This window comes from Neorhizobium galegae, assembly GCF_021391675.1.
Taxonomy (GTDB): Bacteria; Pseudomonadota; Alphaproteobacteria; order Rhizobiales; family Rhizobiaceae; genus Neorhizobium; species Neorhizobium galegae_B.
Window position 1 is genome coordinate 1,782,699 of record NZ_CP090095.1, and the last position, 22,947, is coordinate 1,805,645.

The 22,947-nt window shown below is 62.1% G+C and carries 25 protein-coding genes; 9 read left to right on the forward strand and 16 right to left on the reverse strand.

The genetic code is table 11. From position 1 onward, the window contains the following. The first annotated feature begins 64 nt into the window (after positions 1-64). Complete coding sequence (locus LZK81_RS08945; RefSeq protein ID WP_233955899.1) at positions 65-1,033, forward strand: LysR family transcriptional regulator; 969 nt, start codon at positions 65-67, stop codon at positions 1,031-1,033. 36 nt (positions 1,034-1,069) lie between these two features. Here LZK81_RS08945 and LZK81_RS08950 read toward each other — a convergent pair whose 3' ends face one another. Then, positions 1,070-2,098: a zinc transporter ZntB gene (locus tag LZK81_RS08950; RefSeq protein WP_233955900.1), complete on the reverse strand. Its 1,029-nt coding sequence runs from the start codon at positions 2,096-2,098 to the stop codon at positions 1,070-1,072. 300 nt (positions 2,099-2,398) lie between these two features. On the opposite strand from LZK81_RS08950, the gene LZK81_RS08955 reads away from it, so the two are divergent. Further along, on the forward strand, positions 2,399-2,959 hold the full coding sequence (locus LZK81_RS08955) for a DUF2087 domain-containing protein (RefSeq protein WP_233955903.1): 561 nt from the start codon (positions 2,399-2,401) through the stop codon (positions 2,957-2,959). An 89-nt stretch (positions 2,960-3,048) separates the two neighbouring features. On the opposite strand, the gene LZK81_RS08960 is transcribed toward LZK81_RS08955, so the two are convergent. The 5 genes from LZK81_RS08960 to LZK81_RS08980 form a co-directional block, all read right to left on the reverse strand. Beyond that, positions 3,049-3,885 carry a PhzF family phenazine biosynthesis protein gene (locus LZK81_RS08960; protein ID WP_046606157.1) on the reverse strand — a complete coding sequence of 279 codons (837 nt, stop codon included), beginning with the start codon at positions 3,883-3,885 and terminating at the stop codon, positions 3,049-3,051. 79 nt (positions 3,886-3,964) lie between these two features. Then, positions 3,965-5,953 carry a bifunctional 2',3'-cyclic-nucleotide 2'-phosphodiesterase/3'-nucleotidase gene (locus LZK81_RS08965; protein ID WP_233955905.1) on the reverse strand — a complete coding sequence of 663 codons (1,989 nt, stop codon included), beginning with the start codon at positions 5,951-5,953 and terminating at the stop codon, positions 3,965-3,967. A gap of 159 nt (positions 5,954-6,112) precedes the next feature. Further along, positions 6,113-6,481 carry a response regulator gene (locus tag LZK81_RS08970; RefSeq protein WP_080954554.1) on the reverse strand — a complete coding sequence of 123 codons (369 nt, stop codon included), beginning with the start codon at positions 6,479-6,481 and terminating at the stop codon, positions 6,113-6,115. Beyond that, positions 6,478-8,022 (reverse strand): sensor histidine kinase, encoded by a 1,545-nt coding sequence (locus tag LZK81_RS08975; RefSeq protein WP_233955907.1) that lies wholly within the window; start codon positions 8,020-8,022, stop codon positions 6,478-6,480. The genes LZK81_RS08970 and LZK81_RS08975 overlap by 4 nt, the downstream gene beginning before the upstream one ends. 376 nt (positions 8,023-8,398) lie before the next feature. Continuing rightward, positions 8,399-8,737, reverse strand: coding sequence for a PilZ domain-containing protein (locus LZK81_RS08980; RefSeq protein WP_046609055.1), 339 nt, complete (start codon positions 8,735-8,737; stop codon positions 8,399-8,401). Between the two features lie 198 nt (positions 8,738-8,935). On the opposite strand from LZK81_RS08980, the gene LZK81_RS08985 reads away from it, so the two are divergent. Beyond that, positions 8,936-9,514: a TetR/AcrR family transcriptional regulator gene (locus tag LZK81_RS08985; protein ID WP_418936482.1), complete on the forward strand. Its 579-nt coding sequence runs from the start codon at positions 8,936-8,938 to the stop codon at positions 9,512-9,514. Further along, a complete protein-coding gene (locus tag LZK81_RS08990) occupies positions 9,511-10,344 on the forward strand; it encodes a DMT family transporter (RefSeq protein ID WP_233955908.1) in 834 nt (277 codons plus the stop codon). The genes LZK81_RS08985 and LZK81_RS08990 overlap by 4 nt, the downstream gene beginning before the upstream one ends. Here the strand turns inward: LZK81_RS08990 and LZK81_RS08995 are convergent. Beyond that, entirely contained in the window at positions 10,339-10,800 is a 462-nt protein-coding gene (locus LZK81_RS08995) for an Lrp/AsnC family transcriptional regulator (protein WP_046624154.1), read from the reverse strand. The genes LZK81_RS08990 and LZK81_RS08995 overlap by 6 nt on opposite strands. A gap of 155 nt (positions 10,801-10,955) precedes the next feature. Between LZK81_RS08995 and ald the strand changes: the two genes are divergently transcribed. Both ald and LZK81_RS09005 read left to right on the forward strand, forming a co-directional pair. Continuing rightward, positions 10,956-12,074 carry an alanine dehydrogenase gene (gene ald, locus LZK81_RS09000; protein WP_233955910.1) on the forward strand — a complete coding sequence of 373 codons (1,119 nt, stop codon included), beginning with the start codon at positions 10,956-10,958 and terminating at the stop codon, positions 12,072-12,074. Between the two features lie 182 nt (positions 12,075-12,256). Beyond that, the gene (locus LZK81_RS09005) at positions 12,257-12,943 is read left to right on the forward strand and encodes a PadR family transcriptional regulator (RefSeq protein ID WP_233955912.1); all 687 of its coding nucleotides are present in this window, start codon (positions 12,257-12,259) and stop codon (positions 12,941-12,943) included. Between the two features lie 67 nt (positions 12,944-13,010). Here the strand turns inward: LZK81_RS09005 and LZK81_RS09010 are convergent, their stop codons facing one another. The 6 genes from LZK81_RS09010 to LZK81_RS09035 all read right to left on the reverse strand — a co-directional run bounded on the left by LZK81_RS09010 (position 13,011) and on the right by LZK81_RS09035 (position 17,344). Beyond that, entirely contained in the window at positions 13,011-13,514 is a 504-nt protein-coding gene (locus tag LZK81_RS09010; RefSeq protein ID WP_233955914.1) for a DUF1203 domain-containing protein, read from the reverse strand. Positions 13,515-13,622: 108 nt separating this feature from the next. After that, complete coding sequence (locus tag LZK81_RS09015) at positions 13,623-14,090, reverse strand: hypothetical protein (protein ID WP_046606168.1); 468 nt, start codon at positions 14,088-14,090, stop codon at positions 13,623-13,625. Then, positions 14,090-14,647 (reverse strand): GNAT family N-acetyltransferase, encoded by a 558-nt coding sequence (locus LZK81_RS09020; RefSeq protein ID WP_046624149.1) that lies wholly within the window; start codon positions 14,645-14,647, stop codon positions 14,090-14,092. The genes LZK81_RS09015 and LZK81_RS09020 overlap by 1 nt, the downstream gene beginning before the upstream one ends. 5 nt (positions 14,648-14,652) lie before the next feature. Further along, positions 14,653-15,519, reverse strand: coding sequence for a 3-mercaptopyruvate sulfurtransferase (sseA, locus tag LZK81_RS09025; RefSeq protein WP_233955916.1), 867 nt, complete (start codon positions 15,517-15,519; stop codon positions 14,653-14,655). Positions 15,520-15,543: 24 nt separating this feature from the next. Continuing rightward, positions 15,544-16,281 (reverse strand): alanyl-tRNA editing protein, encoded by a 738-nt coding sequence (locus tag LZK81_RS09030; protein ID WP_233955918.1) that lies wholly within the window; start codon positions 16,279-16,281, stop codon positions 15,544-15,546. 25 nt (positions 16,282-16,306) lie between these two features. After that, complete coding sequence (locus LZK81_RS09035; protein WP_233955920.1) at positions 16,307-17,344, reverse strand: cysteine synthase A; 1,038 nt, start codon at positions 17,342-17,344, stop codon at positions 16,307-16,309. A gap of 340 nt (positions 17,345-17,684) precedes the next feature. On the opposite strand from LZK81_RS09035, the gene LZK81_RS09040 reads away from it, so the two are divergent. Continuing rightward, positions 17,685-18,326, forward strand: coding sequence for a ChrR family anti-sigma-E factor (locus LZK81_RS09040; RefSeq protein WP_233955922.1), 642 nt, complete (start codon positions 17,685-17,687; stop codon positions 18,324-18,326). A 32-nt stretch (positions 18,327-18,358) separates the two neighbouring features. On the opposite strand, the gene LZK81_RS09045 is transcribed toward LZK81_RS09040, so the two are convergent. The 3 genes from LZK81_RS09045 to LZK81_RS09055 form a co-directional block, all read right to left on the reverse strand. Beyond that, positions 18,359-18,601, reverse strand: coding sequence for a DUF982 domain-containing protein (locus LZK81_RS09045; protein ID WP_007772754.1), 243 nt, complete (start codon positions 18,599-18,601; stop codon positions 18,359-18,361). 153 nt (positions 18,602-18,754) lie between these two features. After that, complete coding sequence (locus LZK81_RS09050) at positions 18,755-19,144, reverse strand: DUF1236 domain-containing protein (protein WP_046606172.1); 390 nt, start codon at positions 19,142-19,144, stop codon at positions 18,755-18,757. A gap of 85 nt (positions 19,145-19,229) precedes the next feature. Further along, positions 19,230-19,931 carry a DUF899 family protein gene (locus tag LZK81_RS09055; protein WP_046606173.1) on the reverse strand — a complete coding sequence of 234 codons (702 nt, stop codon included), beginning with the start codon at positions 19,929-19,931 and terminating at the stop codon, positions 19,230-19,232. A gap of 163 nt (positions 19,932-20,094) precedes the next feature. Here LZK81_RS09055 and LZK81_RS09060 point away from each other — a divergent pair, with 163 nt between their 5' ends. Further along, positions 20,095-20,736 (forward strand): alpha/beta family hydrolase, encoded by a 642-nt coding sequence (locus LZK81_RS09060; protein WP_046606174.1) that lies wholly within the window; start codon positions 20,095-20,097, stop codon positions 20,734-20,736. A gap of 211 nt (positions 20,737-20,947) precedes the next feature. Further along, positions 20,948-22,843, forward strand: a complete 1,896-nt coding sequence (locus LZK81_RS09065) for a bifunctional sugar phosphate isomerase/epimerase/4-hydroxyphenylpyruvate dioxygenase family protein (RefSeq protein WP_046606175.1) — start codon at positions 20,948-20,950, stop codon at positions 22,841-22,843. Positions 22,844-22,947 lie beyond the last annotated feature (104 nt).

Genomic DNA, 22,947 nt, shown 5'->3' on the forward strand with positions numbered 1-22,947 from the left:
TGGACGCCCATCGATAAAACTGAGATAATATCGAAGCTATCTATCGAAAATCTGGATGACGACCATGGATGCAAATCCCACACTCGATCAGTTGCAGGTGTTTCTGGCGGTTGCCGAGACGGGCAGCTTTTCCGCAGCCTCGCGGGTGCTGAACCGGGCGCAATCGGTGGTCAGCTATACGATCGGCAATCTTGAAACACAGCTGGAAGTTGCTCTCTTCGAGCGCAGCGGCGCCCGCCAGCCGAAGCTGACCGAAGCGGGCAAGGCGCTGCTGACCGACGCCCGGCGCATCGTCGCGGACCTCCAGGTGATGCGCGCCCGGGCGAAGAGCATCAAGCAGGGGCTGGAGGCAGAACTGTCGGTGGCGCTGAGCGTGATGGTACCGTCGGATGCCGTTGTGGCGGAGCTGCGTGAGTTCCGGGAGAGATTCCCGAGCGTGGCGCTCAATCTCAATGTCGGCGAGCTCGGCATGGTCATGGAGATGGTCATTTCCGGGAAGGCCGATATCGGTATAGGCGGATCGATCCTTCGGCAGGAAGACTCGGTGGTGATGGAGAAGATCGGCTACTCCTTCATGATTCCGGTCGCCGCTGCCGAACACCCGCTTGCAAAACTTGGTCGACCTCTGACGCTCGCGGACGTGCGCGAGGAAGTCCAGATGGTCGTCACGGATACGTCCGGTCTGACGAAGGGCCGCGATTTCAACGTCCTGTCCTACAAGACATGGCGCGTCAGCGACATCGCCACGAAGCACCAGCTGATCAAGGGCGGTCTTGGCTGGGGCGGCCTGCCGGCTTCGGTCGCCGGAAAGGACATCATGGACGGAACTCTCGTGGCGCTCGATCTCGAAGCCTACGAGCAGAGCAAATACCCGCTCTATGCCATGCGAAAGGCAGCAAACCCGCTGGGACCTGCGGGTCGGTGGCTGGTCGAGGCCATGGAGCGCCGGCTTTCGACCTGCCCGAGCCACGACGACTTCAAGCAGATGCTCGGTATCGAGCCTCGGGAAGGGATCTCTCAAGCCGCCGAATAGCCGAAGCGGTTTCGGCCGGGCGCATTGACGCGGGGCTCAAAGCCACTCGATGCGCTTGAGAATCCACAGCGTGCCGGCGGAAATAACGACGACGAGCGCAACGATGATCAGGAAAGCCCAGGTCTCGTCGACGCCGGGAATGCCGCCGACATTCATGCCGAAGAGACCGGCGACGACGCTCGGGGGCAGGAGAAGGGCCGCCAACGCGGCAAGCCGGTTGGAATTGCGCGCGATCCGTTCGCCGATGACGGTGGAAAGGTCGTCATGAAGGATGCCGGTCCGGTCCCGGATCGCGTCGAGATATTCGATGAACCGCATCAGTTTGTCGATCACCTCGCGAAAGCGAAGCTTGTCCCGCTCCCTGAGCCATGGCGCGTCGTCGTGCTCGATCCTGTTGAGCGCGTCGCGTTGCGGCGCGAGATAGCGGCGTAGCTGCACGGCGCGGCGACGCAGCAGCTTGAGCCTCTGGCGGACCTCGCTCGCTTCCCCCTTGAAGATCAGCTCGTCGAGTTCATCGACCTCTTCGTCCATGTCGTCGAGCACCGGTTCGAGATCGCGGACGAGCTTGTCGCTGACGAGCGCCAGCAGTTCTCCCGCCTGCCGGGGACCCTTGCCGTTGTCGAGCGCCCGCCGGATATCGCGCAGCGCCGTGATATAATGGCCGCTGTCGCGCAATGTCACCAGTCGGTGTTCGTCTACCCAGATATGCAGGGGAACGAGGTCGACCTCCTCGGAGCTTTTTTCTGCTTCTTCCGGCGGAGCGGCGCAGACACCGCGCAGGATGATCAGCAGCCCGTCGTCCAGGGGCTCGACGCGTGGGCGGGAATCCTCTGCAAGAAGCGCCTCCGCCACCAGCGGATCGAAGCCGCCATTGGTGTTTATCCAGTCCGCCGTTGCCGGATGGTCGCGCTCGAAATGCAGCCAGACGAGACCGTCTCCCGGCTTCCAGCTGCAGGCCTCGGCCATATTCATCGTCCTGCAGCCGCCGTGCCCGTCGAGGACAAGGGCGAAGCGCAGGCCAGGCTCGTCTCCGTAGCTTACCGTGGTCTTTGCCTTTTCGAGCATCCGTGCGCATCCTCCCCGCCGATTTCGGATCGATTCTACCAGCAAATACCATGCCCGCGAAGGGTAAGCATTCCTTCAACAACGGCGGGACGACCGGAGCGCGCCGGCTGCGAGTTGACGACGTTTCGACCTCTGCTATAACGGCGCCACGGTCTGCAGTTCACCGAGGCGTCGCCGTCCCGAAAGGGAAGCTAAACCTGCACATGAAAAGATCATCAGCACTTATCCCGTGCTCGAGTCGACAAGCCGGCGACCAGCGACACCCTGATTTTTAGGGAATGGCGCGTTTAAGGATAAGACATGCCGAGATCCATCTTTCCCATGGAGATCGCCGACCTGTCGGCTTTCGCCAAATCCGTCCGCAGCGAAATTCTCAGGTTCGATCACAAACCGAGCCATCTGGAGATGCTCAATCTCCTGACGCGCGCAGCGGGTTTCCGCAACTACCAGCATTTTAGAGCCGCTGCCAAAACGGCCGAGGTCATCGCTGAGTGGCGCCCGGTGCTGGACGACATGCCGGCGCCCGATGAGGCGCGGGTGCTGAAGACAGCGCGCCATTTCGACGAGGAGGGCAGGCTGGTGCGCTGGCCCGGCAAGCGCGGGCTGCAGGAAGTCTGCCTCTGGTTCCTCTGGTCGAAGATTCCGGCGGACCGAGAGTTCACCGAACGTCAGATCAGCGATCTGCTGAACACCCTGCACCTGTTCGGCGACGCCGCGATGTTGCGCCGCGACCTCTTCGATTTCGGTCTCGTCCAGCGTACCCGCGACGGCCGGGAATACCGCCGTATCGAGCAGAAGCCGCCGGCGGAATTGAACTTGCTGCTGTCGCGGATCGGTCTCGCCCGGGCAAAGGCGGCATAACCGTCAGTCGGCCAATTCCGGAACCGGTCCAAATCGCGATCGTGAGCCATCGGTCGGGACTTTCCCTGCCGATGGCACCGCCGACAGGATCAGAGTTCCAGCGCACCCTGAATACATGCGACCACGTCTCCACCGATCCAGATATCGTCGCCGACTTTGTCGACATACACCCGGCCGGCGCGGCCAAGCACGGTGCCCTGGGTCGCAACGTAGCTTTCGGGCGCGACACCGGATCCGATCAGCCATTGGGCAAGGCCGGCGTTGAGACTGCCGGTGACCGGATCCTCATAGCCGTTGCGGGTAAAGGCACGCACCTCGAATTGCGCGTCCTTGCCGTCAAGATCGGGATTGAAGCGCCCGACGAGCCCGACGCGGGTGCCGGCGAGAGCGGAATAGTCCGGCTTGACCGCCAGCACATCGGCGCGCGAGGGCAGGCGTACGCCGATCCAGTCCGGGCCGTTCTCGCACCAGTTGGAATCCTCGATCAGGTTGGCGGGCAGGCTGAGCGCCTTGGCGATCCGCTCCACCAGCGCCGGATCAACCGGGCCGCTGCGCGTAAGCGGCGGCGCCGCAAACGCAAGCCGATCACCGTCACGGCGGATGCGGACGAGGCCCGCGCCGCATTCCTGCACGATATCGCCGGTCGGTGACGTCTGTTGCTGCGAGAGCCAGACATGCGCGCTGCCGAGCGTCGGATGGCCGGCAAAGGGCAGTTCCTGCGACGGTGTGAAAATCCTGACCCGGTAGCTGGCCTTCGGATCGGTCGGCTCGAGCAGGAATGTCGTTTCGCTGAGATTGGTCCAGTTGGCGAAGGACTGCATCTGCGCGTCGCTCAGTCCGTCGGCGCCGATCACCACGGCAAGCGGATTACCGCGCATCGGCTGGCTGGAGAAGACGTCGACCTGCTGGAAGGAGAATTTTGGCATTGCCTTGTCTCATTCAGTTGAAAAGAAAGACGGCAGCCAAGGCTGCCGTCCAGATGTCACCGGAAGGTGATGTTGGCCGTTACAGCACGAGCCGGAACTTGGCGAAGCCGTTCTCGCCGTCGCCGGCGTCCTCGATCTTGGCACCCTTGACCGCGGTCGCGAACTGGCGGGCCTTGGGGCCGGTTTCGAAGATAGCGCTTGTGCCGGGCAAGGGCTTGAACGACCAGTTGGCGTCGGCCGACGGGTTGATCGTGCCCTGTTCGACGATATAGCGCACGATCACGTCGCGGTTGGTGTCGGGCGCCACGAAGATCACCTTGTCGCCGGCGATCTCCGGGAACTTGCCGCCGCCGCCGGCGCGGTAATTGTTGGTGGCCACCACGAATTTCTGGGCCGGATCGATCGGCTTGCCGTTGTACTTGAGATCGACGATGCGGTTGGCGTTCGCATTGATCAGCTTGCCGTCCTTGTCGAAGCGGGTCGGCTGCGACAGGTCGATCTGGTAGGTGACGCCGTCGATCACGTCGTAATTGTAGGACGGGAAATCATTGTTGAGGAGAGGCGCGTCTTTCGCGCCGGTCTGCACCTGGTTGAACATGCCGGCCGACATTTCGAGCCAGTTCTTGACCTGCGCTCCCGTGATCAGCACCGCCTGCACGGTGTTCGGATAGAGATAGAGGTCGGCGACGTTCTTGATGGCGATGTCGCCCGCCGGGACATCCGTGAAATACTCGGCGCCGCCGCGGCCGCCTGCCTTGAAGGGCGCCGCGGCCGAGAGCACGGGAATGTCCTTGTACTGGCCCTCTTTCAGCATGTCCTTGATGTACCAGGTCTGCGCATTGGCGACGATCTGCACCGACGGATCGTCGGCGACCAGCGCGAAATAAGAATAGAGCGGCGCCGAGCTCTTGCCGACCGCGCGACGGATATAGGCGAGCGTCGCCTCATGCTCTTCTTTCGCGGCAGCGATGATTTCCGGCTTGTCCTTGACGTCGGCGACGATCTTGCGGGCTTCGTCGCGATGGTAGATCGGCCGGGCTTCGGACGTGGAATCGACGATCTTCCAGCTCTTGCCGTCCTTTTCGAGCAGCAGGTCGATCAGCCCCATATGCGAGCCCCAGAAGCCGCCCATGACGGCCGGCTTGCCCATCAGCTTGCCCTTCTTGGTGTCGGCGCCGACAATGCCGTCGAAATCCTTGGTGCCCGGGAAGACCAGATGCTGGTGGCCGGTGAAGATCGCATCGATGCCCTGAATGCCCGCGAGATAGAGCGAGGCGTTTTCCATCCGCTCGCTCTGTCCGCCACCGTCGATGCCGGAATGGGAGAGGGCGATGACGATATCGGCGCCTTCCTCCTTCATGACCGGCACCCAGGCTTTGGCCGCATCGACGATGTCTCGGGTCTGCGCCTTGCCTTCGAGGTTCTTTGCGTCCCATGTCATGATCTGCGGCGGCACGAAGCCGATAAAGCCGACCTTGACCGGGCTCGTCGCGCCTGAACCGTCACGGATCTGCTTTTCGACGATCACGTAAGGCTTCAGGAACAGCTCGTCCTTCTTGGCGTCGGAGGCGAGCTGGCCCTTGGTGAGGTTGGCGCAGACATAAGGAAAGCCGGAACCGGCCAGAACCTTGAACAGGAAATCGAGGCCGTAGTTGAATTCGTGGTTGCCGAGCGTGCCGGCATCGTAGCCGAGGACATTCATCGCCTTGACGACCGGGTGCTTGTCGCCGTCCTTCATGCCGCGCTCATAGGCCATGTAGTCGCCCATGGGATTGCCCTGCAGGAAGTCGCCATTGTCGATCAGCATGGAATTGCCGGCTTCGGCGCGGATCGCGTCGATGATCGAGGCGGTGCGGGCAAGGCCGAGCGTGTCGTTCGGCTTGTCGGCGTAATAGTCGTAGGGGAAGACGTGGACGTGGATATCGGTCGTTTCCATGATGCGCAGATGCGCCTGATTGCCGGCCGCACGGGCGGCAAACGGGTGCAGCATGACAAGCGCCGACGAGGCGGCAAAACCTCCGAGCAGCGAGCGGCGGGTGATCGGATGAAGATCGTTGAGCGACGACATGGGCAGCCTCCTTGGAACGGACCGATAAGCGACAATTCGGCGCCATATTGACCCGCGTGGATTGTATCTCCAAGCGGATTCTGAAGCGTTGGAGGAGACGAACGTGCGATCATTGTGTCTATCCCGGATGCCACCCACGCGAGGTGCAAAGGCCAGGCGTCAATAGGCCGCCATTCGCATGGCGTCGACGAGCTGCGCCATCTGGAAGGGTTTGGGAAGGAGGGGGATATGGCGCATGTCGGCAGGCAGGCCGAGCGGTCCGTATCCGGTCACGAAAATGAAGGGAATGTCCCGCGCGGTAAGGATCTCGGCGACTGGAAAGCTGGCTTCGCCGGCAAGGTTCACGTCCAGCAGGGCCATGTCCAGCGGAAGCGACCGGGCCTTGCTGATCGCTTCGTCGAGCCGCGAGGCCGTCGCCATCGTCCGGCAGCCGATCTGCTCCAGGAACTCTTCGAGCATCATCGAGACGAGGGCCTCGTCCTCGATGATGAGGACGCGAATTCCGGCGAAGATATGGGTGTCGTTCACCTTGCACCCACTTGCACGAGTGGCGTCGCCACCGCCGGGACGGCGACGCCGGCGAGCGGGGCTTCCATCGTGCCGATGATCCCGGCAGGCTGGTCGAATATCACCGATGCCTTGCCGCCGAGATCCTGGGCAAGGCTGCGCTCGATCAGCCTGACGCCGAACCCTCGTCTCGACGGCGCAACCACGGGCGGGCCGCCGCTTTCCGTCCATGTCAATCGCAGCAAAGGTTCGGCACCTTCGACAATCTGCCAGTTGATCGCGACCTGGCCGTTAAGCGTCGAGAGCGCGCCGTATTTCAGGGCGTTGGTCGTTAATTCGTGCAGACCCATGGCAAGCGCGAGCGCCGCCCGCGGCAGCAGCCGGATGGGCGGCCCGGAAACCGCGAAGCGGTAGCCGCCGCCCTCGCCGAAGGGTGCCAGCGCGCCGGTGACCACGTCGTCGATATTGACCCCCTCCCAGTTTTCGCGGGTGAGCACGTCATGGGCGGCGGCCAGCGCCATGAGGCGCCGCTCCAGGTTCTGGCGCACGATCGGATCGCCGCCCCGCAGGGTCTGGGAGGCGATGGCCTGGATGGTCGCAAGCGTATTTTTGACGCGGTGGTCCAACTCGTTGACCATGAGCTGCAGCCGCTCTTCGATCCGTTTCCTCTCGGTGATCTCGACCGAGACGCCGACCATGCCGATGACTTTGCCATCGGCGTCGCGCAAAGGGGCTTTGGTCGACGACCATATCCGAGGATGGTGGCCCGCGTGGCTGATGGCCTCTTCGAATTCCTCGGTTCTCGCCTGATCCATGATCCGGCGGTCGTTGGCCATAACCGCCCCGGCCTGGCTTTTGCTGTCCAGGAATTCCATGTCCGTGCGGCCCTCGACTTCGGACCATGGTCTGCCGATCAGGTCGAGCGTCGTGACATTCGCCAGGATGATGCGGCCCTCCATGTCCTTGGCGTAGATCATTCCCGGCGCGGTTTCCAGGATGGTGCGCAGCAGGGCGTTGCTCTGATGGAGCTGCCGTTCGGCGAGCTTGATGGAGGTGATGTCATTGCTGACTTCGATCGCGACTTCCGGTTCCCCGGCTTCGCCGCGGCTCAGCGACCATTTGCTGACGATATGGATCTCCCTGCCGTCCTTGTGGCGACGTGTGAGCTCACCCTGCCATTCGCCGTCGCGAACGAGGGCCGAATTGATTTCTTCGAGAGAGGTTGGGCAGCGGGTGTGCAGGAACTCGACGCCGTCCTTTCCAAGGGCTTCCTTCACCGAATAACCGTAAAGGCGCTCCGCGCCGATCCCCCAGAATACGATCCTTCCGTCGAGGCTGCGCAACATGCCCTGGGTCTGCCCGAATGCCTGCATGAACCGTTCGAGCCGGTAGAATTTCGCGTCGATATCGCGCTGTATCCTTCGTTTTGCCCATATGGATGCTGCGAACAAGGCAGTCGCGAGCGCCAGGAGGACGACCGCCTCGCCCGCAGTGACGGCCGGACGGCTCGGCTCGTCGGACTGCGCCAGAAGTGCGCCCAGTGCCAGGAGGGCGACTGCCAAGCATGTGACAAGGGTAACCAGCAGGCGCGGCGCCCGCGATGTAGGAGAAGGCAAGCTAAGGGGAACAGCAACCATCTAAGCATCCTTGGTTTTGCCTGTGCGCCGTGGCTGTCGGCTCAATACAGGCGGGAAAAACGTGGACGCTTGAACAGCCGCTACTCTTGACGAGGGCGGTTTTAGTTTTGCTTCCTCTGAATAGATTAGGACTTTAGCACTTATCAATTCAACGGCAAGTAGTAAATATTCCGCAAACGACAATCGGAGCTTGATGGGTTACGTCTTTGCCGTTTTTAGAACGATTCTGTCTGTGTATGGCGGCGATTCGCGATGCACGAATAAGTTGGAGATGGGGGCGGGGAAATTGAGCCCGCCGGCCTCAGCGCGAGGCTGGAACTTCTCTGTGGAAGAAGCGGAAATAGGACGATACCTGCGCCACCGCATTGCTGTTGATGCTGAACTGTACACCGAGCCGGCCGCTGCGGCGCCATTTGACTGTGCCTTCCAGGATGCCGAGCTCTTCGCTTTCGATCCGGACCGGACTGCCGTCGGCGGCATGCAAGGTGCGTCCGCCGAGGTCGAGCGCCATGCCGGTTGGCGAAAGGTCGGTAACGCGGCCTTCAACGGCTTGATTGAAATATTTGACCGTACCCAGGATGCGGGTCTTCTTGCGCTCCGCGCTGCGGGTCTTCATTCGTCCGTTGCTGGTGGCCGTCATGCGATATAGCCCTCGTCGTTTCCTCTGTTGTTCCCACCAATAGGGAAGACTTGTTGAAGTCCGCTTAGGTCGATCTGTAAAAATCTATCGATGGCCCGAATCTCCTGACGGCGAAGCTCCTCGAGAGCCGCGACTTGACGGCCGTAAGCAATGTTAATAGTGATGAGACAGACCTGTCTCATCACTATGGTATGTTTCGTGTCATCCGAGCAAACTTCATCGAAGCGGCAGCATGTTGTCGAGACGGCCTACAGGCTGTTCACGCAGGACGGCTTTCATGCGACCGGCATCGACCGGATCATCGCCGAGGCCCAGGTGGCCAAGATGACCATGTACCGCCATTTTCCATCCAAGGAGGGCTTGATCGTCGAAGTCCTCGATGAGCGGTTCCGGCGTTTCGAGGAGCAGCTCGACCGCATGGCTGCCGTGCCGAAGCAGCCGGAAGGGATGATCGAGGATATCATCGCGTGGTACGGGCGCTGGTTCGATCGGGCGGATTTCAACGGCTGCCTGTTTGCCCATGCCATTGCGGAACACGGCTCGCCCGGCCATCCCGTTTTCGAAGCCGCCGTCAGGCAGAAGGAAAGCCTCAGGCGCCGTATGGCGCATATTCTGGAGAAACGGATGTCCGGTGCCGAGGCCGAAACGGCGTCCACGGCAATCCTGATGCTCCTGGAGGGAGCGACCCTGATGGCCGAGATGGGGCAGGGCGGCAAAGCCATCGATGCCGCACGCGAGGCGGTATCGGATATCATCGCCGCGAGCCGCCGTACATGAGCACATCCGTCGTCCTGCTTGCTCTCTCCGCAGCCGTGCTTCACGCCTGCTGGAATGCGTTCCTGCGCTCCGGCGCCGACCGTTTCTGGACGATGACGATCATGGCGTTGGCGATGAGTGTCGTCGCTTTGCCGGTAGCATTGATCCTGCCGCTGCCGGCCGCTGAAGCGTGGCCCTATCTGGTCGGCTCCGCGGTCTTCCAGCTGATTTACAGCCTGCTGCTGGTCGCCGCCTATCGGCATGGGGAACTGGGTCAGGTTTATCCGATCATCCGCGGCAGCGCGCCGCTGCTGGTGACGCTGGCAGGCGTGATCTTCGCGAGGGAACTGCCGCTGCCGCTCTCCATGGTCGGGATATGTTTCGTGGTGCTGGGTATCATGCTTCTCGCCCTCGGCAGGGGAAAGGCTTCTACCGGTTCGATGCTCTACGCGCTGGCGACCGGTGTTTCGATTGCCGGTTATTCGACGATCGACGCCGTCGGCATACGCCTGTCCGGCAATACGGCCGCCTATATCACCTGGGTCTTCGTGCTGCCCGGCATCCTGCTCCTGGTCGCTTTCATGGCGATGCGCGGACGCCTGCGGGTCGATCTGCGGTCGCGCGAAACGCTGAAGGCGGTCGGCGGCGGCCTGGTTTCGCTCGTCTCCTACGGTGCGGTGCTGGTCGCCTATTCGATGGCGCCGGCGGGGCCGGTTTCGGCGCTGCGGGAAACCAGCGTCGTGTTTGCGGTGCTGATCGGCTGGCTGTTTCTCGGCGAGACCCTGTCTGCGAGACGTATCGCCGCCTGCATCGTGGTTGCGGCGGGCGCCATTCTCATCGGCGTTTCATAGCCCGACATTCGGCTTGTCGATGATCTCGCGCAGCGCGAAGCTCGAATTGATCTTCACCACATGCGGCAGCGCCGACAGCCAGTCGCGATGGATGCGCTCGTAGTCCTCGAGGTCCTTGGCCGCGACCCGCAGGATGTAGTCGTATTCGCCCGACATCAGATAGCAGACCAGCACATTGGGACAGAGCTTCACCGCCGCCTCGAATTCGGTGAGCGTCTTGGCAAACTGGCCGGACAGCGAGATGTGGACGATCACCATCATCTTGTAGTGGAGCGCCTTGTTGGAAAGGCGGGCATGGTAGCCGCTGATCGTGCCGCTTTTCTCAAGAATGTCGAGCCGCCGCGAACAGGCCGACGGCGACAGCCCGACCCGCTCGGCAAGCTCCGCATTGGAGATCCGGCCTTCCTGCTGCAAGGTCCGCATGATCGCAAGATCAATGGCATCCATGGCGCTCATTCGCAGATCCTTCGAAAAACTGCTCCGTCACGCAATTATCTGCGAAAATCTCATCCTTCGCAATTCGTCTTCGCAAGGACATTCGGCAGATTTTCTGGTTTGTTTCGGGCTGGGAACATCAATCGGCGAAGGCCATAACCTGAGAGGAACGCTGTATGCGTGTCGGATGCCCGAAGGAAATCAAAAACCATGAATATCGCGTAGGGCTTACCCCCGGCGCGGTACGTGAATATGTGGCCCATGGCCACGAGGTCTTGATCGAAACCAAGGCCGGCGCCGGCATCGGCGCAGATGACGGCGCCTATGCGGCAGCCGGGGCCAGGATCGTCGGTTCGGCCAAGGAAATCTTCGAAAAATCCGACATGGTCGTCAAGGTCAAGGAACCGCAGCCCTCCGAATGGGTGCAGCTCCGCGACGGCCAGCTCCTCTATACCTATCTCCATCTCGCGCCCGATCCGGAACAGACCAAGGGTCTGCTCGCGTCCGGCGTCACCGCCATCGCCTATGAAACCGTGACCGACGAGCGCGGCGGGTTGCCGCTGCTGGCTCCAATGTCGGAAGTCGCCGGTCGCCTGGCGATCCAGGCGGGCGCGACCGCGCTTCAGAAGGCCCATGGCGGCCGGGGCATCCTGCTCGGCGGCGTGCCGGGCGTGCTGCCGGCCAAGGTCGCCGTTATCGGCGGCGGCGTCGTCGGCCTGCATGCTGCCCGGATGGCCGCCGGCCTCGGTGCCGACGTCTCGATCATCGACCGCTCGCTGCCGCGTCTTCGCCAGCTCGACGACATTTTCAACGGCCGCGTCCATACCCGTTATTCGACGATCGACGCGGTGGAAGAGGAAGTCTTCAGTGCCGACTTGATCATCGGTGCCGTCCTCATTCCGGGCGCCGCGGCTCCAAAACTGGTCAGCCGCGAAATGCTGTCGGGCATGAAGCAGGGCGCGGTCATGGTCGACGTCGCGATCGATCAGGGCGGCTGCTTCGAGACCTCGCATGCAACGACCCATTCCGAGCCGACCTACGAGGTCGACGGCATCGTGCATTATTGCGTGGCCAACATGCCGGGCGCCGTGCCGGTGACGTCTGCGCACGCGCTGAACAATGCGACGCTGCAGCACGGGCTGGCGCTGGCAGACCGTGGGCTGCGGGCGATCGCCGAAGACCGCCACCTGCGCAACGGGCTCAACGTCCACAGAGGCCGGGTGACCAACAAGCCGGTGGCAGAAGCGCTCGGCTACGAGGCCTTCGCGCCGGAAAGCCTGCTCAGCGTGGCGTAACTGAAGAGCTGAAGGACCGCTGAGCCATCAGTTAGGGGTTGGAGAGACGCCGGGCGCTTCGCGTCCGGCGTTTTTCTGTCTTCAAAATCAATAAGATATGATTTAGATATATCTAAGTAATTGACGAGGGCTCGGGAATTGCTATCTTTAGATATATCGAAAGACAGTCTAAGGAGATAAAAATGTTTAAACACAGGTTCGAAGGACGCAATGGTTGCGGCGAACGCGGCGGCCGCAAGGGTTTCGAGGAAGTGTTCGCTGCGCGCGGCGGGCCGCTTGGCGGAGGATTTGGACGCGGCGGCCGGGGCGGTCCCGGCGGCGGCCGCGGTTTCGGCGATGAGGGCGATGGCCGTATCGGCCGGTTCCTGATGCAGGGCGACCTGCGCCTCGTCGTATTGGCGCTGATCGAGAAGGAGCCGCGCCATGGATACGAGATCATCAAGCATATCGAGGATCTCACCTACGGCTTCTACGCGCCGAGCCCCGGCGTCATCTACCCGACGCTGACCTATCTCGAAGAGGCCGGCTACGTCGTCGCCGAGGCGGACGGCAACAAGAAGCGTTATGCGATCACCGACGAAGGTCGCAAATATCTCGACGAGAACCGCAGCTTTGCCGCGACGATCCTCGACCGGCTGTCGCAGCTCGCCGAGCGCATCAAGCAGCGTCAGGAACGCCACGAGCGCGGCCGTGACACCGGCCCGTCACTGCCGCGCAGCGTCGATGCGGCCATGCTCAACCTTCGCGAGGTGATCGCCCGCAAGCTCGAAGGTGATGAAAAGAAGGGCGGCGAGATCGTCAGGCTGCTGCTCGATTTCGCCGAAAACCTCGAACGCGACGACGAGCAGGGCGACAATACCCAGAACTGAGGCTCAAGCAGGCTTGAGAACGAAGATGACGGCGCGCCGCTTCGGTAGAACGGCGCGCCTTCGCATTTCAGATCGCCAGAGCCGTGTCAGCGAACGCCGGCACCTCGACCTTGTCGATCCGGCACTGGTAGCAATTGTTGCGGGCCGAGCGGACATGCACATAGGCGATGTCGGCGCGGGCCAGCAGTTCCTCGGCGCGCGAGGCGATCCTCTCGGTCGGCGTCACCGCGCCGCTGCCATAGACGATCCGGTCGTCCCGTCCGTAGCCGCGGACGATATAGTCCGTGCTCGCCAGCATCGGCGGCAGAACCTCTTCCGCCGCATAACGTCGGCAGGGCTTCCTGTGCAGGAAGATCGGGCCGGTTTCCGCATAGGGCTGCAGTTCGGGGAAAGGACGATAGGCAAGAACCAGCAGCTCCTCGCCAGCCTCGATATTCTTGAGGCAATGGCGGCAGGGATAACCGGGGCCATCGGACGTCATCGTTTCCGGCTGGCGTCCGTAGGCGTCGGCGCCGCCGTTCCAGAGGTGCTCGGCATCGGCGGCGGGCATGGCGATGAAGGCGATGGTCATGGCTTTCTCCTGTGCGTGTTGCACAAGAGATGACTCCGCCGGATATTCCCCGCCACCCGATACTTGCCGGCCCTCAAGAATATCAATCTGCCGCGCTGGCAGACCGGTTCATTTAGCTGCTGCCGGCGAGCGTATGATGTTTTCGGCGGCGATGCTGGGGCTCGACCAGTCGGTGAAGGTTGCAGCCATCAGCCGCGATGTTTCGATCTCGATCCGGTCACCCGTTCGGGCGAGCTGGTTCTGGTCGTTCCAATTCCGCTGCAGCGTTCCACGATAGCTCTTATTGTCGGCGGGGGAGGTGTAGGCGAAGGAAATGAACGTATCTTCGGATACGTGCGACCCGAACTGCCGCCGCAACGCGTCGCAATCCGAGCTCCACCGGCGTGGCGTTTCGAAAAAGGGCATCTGCCGACGCGGCGGCCGCTTCGAACACAGCACATCGACCCTATCGATGCCGACGATCTGCGGGACATAGAGGGCGATCCTGATCACGCCCCAAGAGAGAAACAATGTGACGACAACGAGCATCATCACCACCAAAGCGATCAGCATCGCCTTGGGTGAAAATTTCGACATCAGCCGTCGAGCGCTTTCAGGAGCTCGGCATCCGTCATCGGCTGGACCAGCGCCTCATAGGTCGAGACGGGTGAAAACCCCATCATCTGGTAGAGCTGCAGGGCGCGCGGATGGTCGAGCGTATTGGTGGTGACGGTCACCTTCTGCGGATTGTCCTGCCAGGCGGAGTAAAGCGCCTGGAGCAGGAACCACTTGCCGATGCCAAGCCCGATCGCCCGCTCGAACAGCCCGAAATAGGAGAGTTCGATGACGTCGTCACTTTCCTTGAACAGCTCGAAAAAGCCGGCCGGCGCGCCGTTGACGTAAAGCACGGTGACGGACGTGCGCGGATTGTGGATGGCCGCCGCAAGCTCCTCGTCACTCATGCGCAGCCGCTTGTACCAGTGCCAGCGTTTTCCCACCTGCCGATAGAGATAGCGGTAATAGTGAAGCGGGATTTCGGGCGCGCGGATGATCGCCGTCTGGATATTCACCGGCACCGCCAGGCTCGTTTTCGGCGGTGCGGTCATTTCCAGGCTGGTGACATGGGCATTGAGCGGAGCGGGTTTCTTCGCCATGGCGCTCACGCCGCTTTCGGCGCGGGCGGACCGGTGACGACGGGCGTGTCCTGGCGGCTGCCCCATTCGGTCCAGGAGCCATCGTAAAGCGCATTGTCCTCATGGCCGAGGGATTCGAGCGCCAGCGTGATGATTGCGGCGGTGAGGCCGGAGCCGCAACTCGTCACTACCGGCTTGCCGAAGTCGATGCCGGCATCCTCGATCGCCTTTTGCAGTTCGGCCAGCGGACGCAGCTTGCCGTTGACCGAGAATGTGCCGGACGGAAGGCTGGCCGCGCCCGGCATGTGGCCGGAGCGCATGCCGGCGCGAGGCTCGGGATCGGTACCGGCGAAACGGCCGGCCGGCCGTGCATCGGCGATCTGGCGCGTGCCGTCGCTGACGATCGACAGCATGGTCTGGAAGTCGATGACCTTATCGACCCGGAAGTTCGGGGTGAAGGTGACGGGTTCGGGCGAGGGGACGGTGGTCTCGAGCGGCCGGCCCTCGGCCTTCCAGCCGTCGATGCCTCCGTCGAGCACGAACACCTGTCTTGCGCCCATGATCCGGAAAAGCCACCAGCCGCGCGGCGAGGAGAAGATGCCCGGGCCGTCATAGATGACGATCCGGTCGTTTTCGCAGATGCCCATCCGGCCGACGGCCTCGGCAAACACATCCGGCGCCGGCACCATGTGCGGCAGGCCGGTCGAGTGGTCGGCGACCTTGTCGTGGTCGAAGCGGATGGCGCCGGGAATATGCCCGGCCGCGTATTCGGCGTCCGCATTGCGGTTCTGTGCCGGCAGGTAGAAGGACGCGTCGAGGATCTTGAGGTCGGTGCTGCCGAGCTCTTTGTGAAGCCACTCGGACGAAACGACGAAACGGCTGGTTTCACTCATGTCAAATCTCCTTTGGGCCTGATATCAGGCCTCTGCGCCGGGCTCGCCGAACCGAATGCGGAACCGGCGGTTTTCCTTGCCCTTCTTCTCGATCTTGGCGATATGAATCGCCCCGACCTCCTGCGTTTCGGAGACATGTGTTCCACCGCAGGGCTGGCTGTCAACGCTGGAATTTTCGCCTATGCAGACGAGGCTGACGCGGCCGAGCCCCATCGGCGGGCGGACGTTCTTCGACTTGACGATGCCCGGATTGGCGGCAAGCTCCTCGTCGGTGATCCACTGCAGGTAGACCGGATGGTTCTGGGCGACCAGCTCCATGAGTTTCGCCGTGACTTCGTCCTTGTCGATCGTCTCGGCCATGTCGAAATCGACGCGCGATTCTTCTTCGCCGACAGCGGCCCCGGTGATCGGATACTGGCAGACGACGGAGAGAAGATGGCAGGCGGTGTGCATGCGCATCAGCCTGTAGCGGCGCTGCCAGTCGATATGCATGACCAGGTTTTCGCCGGCCAGCGGCTGCGCCTCGCCTTCGAGCGGCACGTGGATGACGATATCCTTGCTGCCGCCGTGCCTGGTCTGGCCGAGCTGGATCCTGGTGCCGTCGGCCCGTTCGAGAAAACCGGTATCGCCCGGCTGGCCGCCGGATGCCGCATAGAAACAGGTGCGATCCAGTTCGATGCCGCCGTCCTCGTGGATGGCCGTCACCACCGCTTCTGCTGTCGATAGATAGAAGTCGTCGCGGTAGAGGGCTTCAACGGGCATAAATCACTCTGTTCTTTAAATTGTATCAGACCGTCTGGAAGGGAATGTCGATCTGCCGCTTCTGCGTCAGCCAGGCTGGCACCGGCAGGCCCTTCGACTTCAGGAAGTCCGGATTGAAAAGCTTGGACTGGTAGCGGTTGCCGTAGTCGCAGAGCACCGTCACGATCGTGTGGCCGGGACCGAGATCCTTGGCGAGCCGGACGGCGCCGGCGATATTGATGCCGGTCGAGCCGCCGAGGCAGAGGCCTTCGTGCTCGACCAGATCGAAGATGTAGGGCAGCGCTTCGGCATCCGGGATCTGGTAAGCGAAATCCGGCTTGAAACCTTCGAGATTGGCGGTGATGCGGCCCTGGCCGATGCCCTCGGTGATCGAATTGCCTTCCGACTTGAACTCGCCATGGGCGTAGAATTCATAGAGGGCAGCACCTTCCGGGTCGGCGATGCCGATCTTGATATCCGGATTTTTGGCCTTGAGGCCCATGGCGACGCCCGCAAGCGTGCCGCCCGAGCCGACCGCGCAGATGAAGCCGTCGACCTTGCCGCCGGTCTGCCCGAAGATTTCGGGCGCCGTGGTCTGGATATGCGCTTCCCGATTGGCGACGTTGTCGAACTGGTTGGCCCAGATCGCGCCGGCCGGCTCGGTCTTTGCGAGCTCCTCGGCAAGGCGGCCCGAGATTTTTACGTAGTTGTTCGGGTTCTTGTAAGGGACCGCGGGAACCTCGACCAGTTCGGCGCCGAGCAGCTTCAGCGCATCCTTCTTTTCCTGGCTCTGGGTTTCCGGGATGACGATGACGGTGCGGTAGCCGAGCGCCTTGGCGACGAGGGTCAGGCCGATGCCGGTATTGCCGGCCGTGCCCTCGACGATCACGCCGCCGGGGCGCAGGAGGCCCTTCTTTTCGGCGTCGCGGATGATGTAGAGCGCGGCCCGGTCCTTGACCGACTGGCCGGGGTTCAGGAACTCCGCCTTGCCCAGAATTTCGCAGCCGGTCGCTTCGGAAGCGCCGTTCAGCCGGATGAGGGGCGTGTTGCCGATCACGTCGAGGACGGAGGAATGGGAGGTCATCGGGGGTGCCTTCTTGTTCATCGCACATGTAAACAGGGTCTTTTCGGCGGACAAGGACCCGGAGGCAAGAAATTCTGTTTCCGGAAAGGGTTTGCCTCCGTAAAATCCGTCTTTCCGAGGCCGGGCCTGCGGTTGCGAAGGGCGGGAAATGAGGGGTCGAAGTGCCGACCTCTAATGTATCGACAAGCCCTTAAAAAAATCGGCCTTATTATATTGGAAGTAGTAATCCAAATTTCTCTCCATGCGTATAGACGTAAAGTTAAAGCAGCGGCGAAACCGTTTTAGGCGACGCATTGACCTCGCTTTGACCGGATTTTTGCATAAAACTGGCATTTTGGACATGCTGCAGAACCTCGAACGGCTGGATCTTCTGATCGCGCATTACGTGTCCGGCTCACTTCCGGAGCCGGCTCACGTTCTCGTCGGTTCGCATCTGGAAATGCAGGCTTCGGCCGGGAAACTGGCCGGTCTCATGGAGGCGTTTGCCGGTGATATCCTGCATATGATCCCGCCCGTGGCATTGTCGGCCCGCGAGCACCGGTTGGCTGAGATTTTCGCTTCTGCTGCGCCAGCAGAGCCTCCTGCCAGGATCTTCGAAAAATCGGGATTTCCCGCGTCGCTGCGTGCCTATGCGGGCACGGACCTTCCCGATATCAGGTGGAAAACGAAACTCCCGGGACTGCGCCACCACCTCATCGAAAGGTCGAAGGATGTCGAGACGAGCCTTTTATGGGTACGGCCGGGAAGGGCGCTGCCCCAGCACGGCCATCTGGGGCTTGAAATGACTTTGGTTCTCGACGGCGAATTTCATGACCATCGCGGCAATTTCGGCAAGGGTGATGTCTCGATCGCGGACGAAGTGCTGGACCATCGGCCGATCGCGGGCAAGCGCGGGCCGTGCCTCTGTTTTTCCGTGCTGTTCGCGCCGATCGCCCTTTCCGGCTCCACCCTCCGGTTTTTCGGCGATCTCGTCGGTCTCTGATCCATCAAGGCCGGCGACGCCGGCCCTGGCGATCAGTTCAGATGCAGTTGCGCTTCGCTGACCGCTTCTTCGAATTGCTGGCGCGCTTCCTCCGGCGACCTGCGCCCGTCGAGCGCTGCCCGGCAGACGCTGCGCGCCTTGACAAAGTGTGGTCCGCGCATGTCCGGCCACCGATCCGTCAGAAGCGCAAGCGCCTCGAACGGTCCGTTGATGACCTCAGTACCGAGTTGCCCGAAGGCGACGCGCACCGGTTTTTGCCAACTTGCCTGCGGCATTTTTCGTTTCCTCCCTGGATACCAACCTTGGAAAACGACGAAGCTGGCAACTGGTTCCGTCAGGTTCAAAAAAAATCATGGGACAGGCGATGGCCAAAAAACAAGCCGCCGTACCTCTCGATACGACGGCTTTCGGTCAGCAATGCGGAACGATCATTCGACGACCTGCACCACCGTGTAGGTGCGCGGATCGACGATGACGCGCTGCTGGTTGACGATCGCATAGGCGTAGGTCGGCGATTCCGGGATCGGGGTGAGGACGACCTGCTGCGAGATCGGCTGGCCGACCACGACGCGCTCCCGCACCACGACGGACTGCTGTACCGGCTGCTGGCGCACATAGGTGATGACGCGTTCCGGCGGCGGATCGATCGCCGTGCCGGCGACCGCGCCGACCACGCCGCCCACGGCAGCGCCGACCGGTCCACCGACGATTGCACCGGTAACCGCACCGCCCACGGCACCGTTGACCGTGCTCTGCTGGGCCATTGCGCCGGTCGCGAGGAGGCCGACTGTCGCGGAGAGAATGATGAGCTTTTTCATGGTCACTTCCTTTCGATTGAAGTGGCCGGAGAACGTGGCGACATCATTTTTCGTTCCGCCGCGATGGGCGCGCAGGACTTAAGTCCTAGTAGGACAGCTTGGGGTACCAATGCGGCGCCCGGCCTTCCGGGGTCGAATCAAGGATCGTCCAGATCGGCATCAGATCGGGTGCGCCGCGCGGATCCTGGCCCGGATCGGCGGTGGCCCCGCCCATCTCGCCGCTCCAGAAATGCCGTATCGTTCCATCCCGGCGGGTGAACACGTTGAAGGCCGCGTCATCGCTGCCGTCCTTGCCGAGCGCATGGTAATCCCGGCTGAACTCGCCGCTCGTGTCGGAATAGAGCGGCAGATGGTGCCAGCCGCGTTCGCGTCTGACGTCTGTGAGGCGCTGCAGCGGCGAACGCGCAACAACCGCGAACGCGACGCGCTGCTGGATGTCGGGAACCTCGCCGTCCCAGGAGGAGAGCAGCGACGTGCACATCGGGCAGGGCCGCTCCCGCTCCGGACCGAACATATAGCTGTAGATGACCAGCGTTTCCTTGTCCGCGAACAGTTCCTCGAACGAGATCGTGCCGTTCGCGCCCTCGAACGTGTAGTTCTTCGGCACATGTCCGCCCGGCGGCAGATGGCGTCGCTGCTCGGCAACCCGCTCGATATGGCGGCGGAGCTCGATTTCCTCGGCGAGAAGCGCATCCCGCGCCTCCCTGTATGCGGCGCTTTCGTTCGGGAAGTGCACACCGTTCTTTCTCGCAAGTTCGACTGCTGGTGTGAGGCTCTGCATATCCATGACATTCCTCCATCTGTAATGGCCGGGCAGGAGACTTGGCCTTGCTCTCGCTGATATAGTCGCCAAATTGCGGGCGGCCATGGCTCGCCCATACAAAGAACGTGCGCCAACGGTGTGGTCCGACAGGCGCATATAAAAAGTGAACCGGAATTGAGGGAGCAAGATGTCAGGGCGATTTCTGATCGAGGGGCCGGAAGACGCACGCGTCACGATCCTGCTGGCGCATGGCGCCGGCGCGCCGATGGATTCCGCATCGATGACGGCTGCGGCGAAAGCCCTGTCGGCCAAGGGTTTTCGCGTGGCGCGTTTCGAATTCGGCTATATGGCGGCGCGCCGTACCTCCGGCGATCGCAAACCGCCGCCGCGGGCCGAGACGCTCAATCCCGAATACAAGGCGGCGATCACCGAGCTCGGTGCGAAGGGACCGCTGATCATCGGCGGCAAGTCGATGGGCGGACGGGTCGCGAGCATGATTGCCGACGAGCTTTACACGGAAGACAGGATCGCCGGATTGTTGTGCCTTGGTTATCCGTTCCATCCGCCGGCAAAACCGGAGCAGCTCCGCACCCAACATCTCAAGGGGCTCAGGACCCCGGCGCTGATCTGCCAGGGAACCCGCGATGAGTTTGGCACCCGCGAAGAAGTATCCGGCTACGCACTCTCTCAGACCATCGAAATCCTCTGGCTGGAGGATGGCGACCACGACCTGAAGCCGCGCAAGACGATTTCCGGATTTTCCGCCGCCGACCATCTCGCGACGATGGCTTCAACCGTGCTGGCCTGGACTGCACGGTTGAAGCCTTGAATGCGGCCCAAGCCCCGACATTGGCGGCTCCTGCGTGCGTTCGAATGCTGTCGCCAAGGCTGGCCATCGCTAGACCACAAACTTCCCATTTGATGTTACGAACTATTTAGTACAAAATGGCGTCGCTGATGCCGGCTCGAAGCGGGAGGTCGCTCGCCGGTGCATCTGAGGAGCCTCTTCGGTCACGTTCCGAGGAAATGGGAGGGAGCGCATGAAAACGTCGATAGCCACGGTTTCGATCAGCGGAGAGCTGCCCGAGAAGCTGGAAGCGATAGCCAAGGCCGGTTTCGATGGAGTGGAGATCTTCGAGAACGATTTCCTCGCCTTCGACGGCAGCCCCTCGGATGTCGGGAAAATGGTCCGCGATCATGGCCTGGAGATCACGCTGTTCCAGCCGTTCCGCGATTTCGAGGGCATGCCCGCCACGCATCGCGGCCGCACCTTCGATCGCGCCGAACGCAAGTTCGACGTCATGCAGGAACTCGGCACCGACCTCGTTCTCGTCTGCTCCAACGTCTCGCCGGTCTCGCTTGGCGGCATCGACCGGGCGGCGGCCGATTTCCACGAACTCGGGGAACGGGCTGCCAAACGCGGGTTGAGAGTAGGCTATGAGGCGCTCGCCTGGGGCCGGCATATCAACGACCACCGCGATGCCTGGGAGATCGTGCGGCGTGCCGACCACCCGAATATCGGGCTGATCCTCGACAGCTTTCACACCCTGTCGCGGAAGATCGACATCAATTCGATCCGCTCCATCCCCAAGGACAAGATCTTCATCGTCCAGCTCGCCGATGCGCCGCTGATCGACATGGACCTGCTCTACTGGTCACGGCATTTCCGCAACATGCCGGGCGAGGGCGATCTGCCGGTGACGGCCTTTACCACCGCGATCGCCGAAACCGGCTACGACGGTTATTTCTCGCTGGAAATCTTCAACGACCAGTTCCGTGGCGGCTCGAGCCGGGCGATTGCCGATGACGGCTACCGTTCGCTGATCTATCTCGGCGACCAGGTGCGGCGCAACCCGAACGCGTCGGGCCTGACGGTTCGCGACATGCCGGACCGCGCAACGGTCAAGGGGGTCGGTTTCGTGGAATTCTCCTCCGACGAAAAGGATGCGGCCGATCTTGCCGCGATCCTTCGAACGCTCGGTTTCCGCAAGACGGCCGTGCACAAGTCGAAGAAGGTCAGCCTCTACAGCCAGGGAGATATCCGTCTCCTCGTCAATACCGACGAGAAGGGATTTGCCAACGCCTCGTTTGCCGTCCATGGCACCTCGGCCTATGCGATGGCCCTCGTCGTCGAGGATGCCGGGCAGGCGTTCGAAAGGGCGGTGGCGCTCGGGGCTGAACCGTTCCGGCAGCAGGTGGCGGAGGGTGAGGTGGATATACCGGCGATCCGCGGCGTCGGCGGCGGGCTCGTCTACCTGATCGACGACAAGAGCAATCTCGGCCGTTTTTCCGAGATCGATTTCCAGCCTGTCAACGAAGAGGGCGAAGCCGAGGTGGCGCCGGCTCATCTTGAGCATGTCGATCATATCGCCCAGACGGTCGCCTACGAGGAAATGCTGACCTGGCTGCTCTTCTACACCTCGATCTTCGAGACGCAGAAGACGCCGATGGTCGACATCATCGATCCGGCCGGCGTGATACGCAGCCAGGTGGTCGAAAACGCTTCCGGCACGCTGCGGATCACCTTGAACGGTGCCGAGAACCGCCGCACGCTCGCCGGTCATTTCATCGCCGAAAAATTCGGATCCGGCGTCCAGCATCTCGCCTTTCAGACCGACGACATCTTTGCGACGGCCGCGGCGCTGCGCAAGAACGGTTTCAAGCCGCTTGCCATCTCGCCCAACTACTATGGCGACGTCGAAGCCCGCTTCGGCCTCGATGCGGAGCTTTCAGAGCGGCTGAAGGAAGAGAACATTCTCTACGACCGCGACGAGCACGGCGAATATTTCCAGCTTTACAGCATGACCTATGGCGAGGGCTTCTTCTTCGAGATCGTCGAACGGCGCGGTTATCGCGGCTACGGCGCGCCGAACGCCATCTTCCGGATCGCGGCGCTGAAGAGGGCGCTTCGCCCTGAAGGCATGCCGAGGATTTAAACGGCGCCCTTCGGGTCCTCAATGCACGGGGCCGCCCATTGCGGAGGCTCCGCACCTCAAGCGCCGGGACGGCTTGGTCACCAAATGGTGGTGCCGGGTTAGGG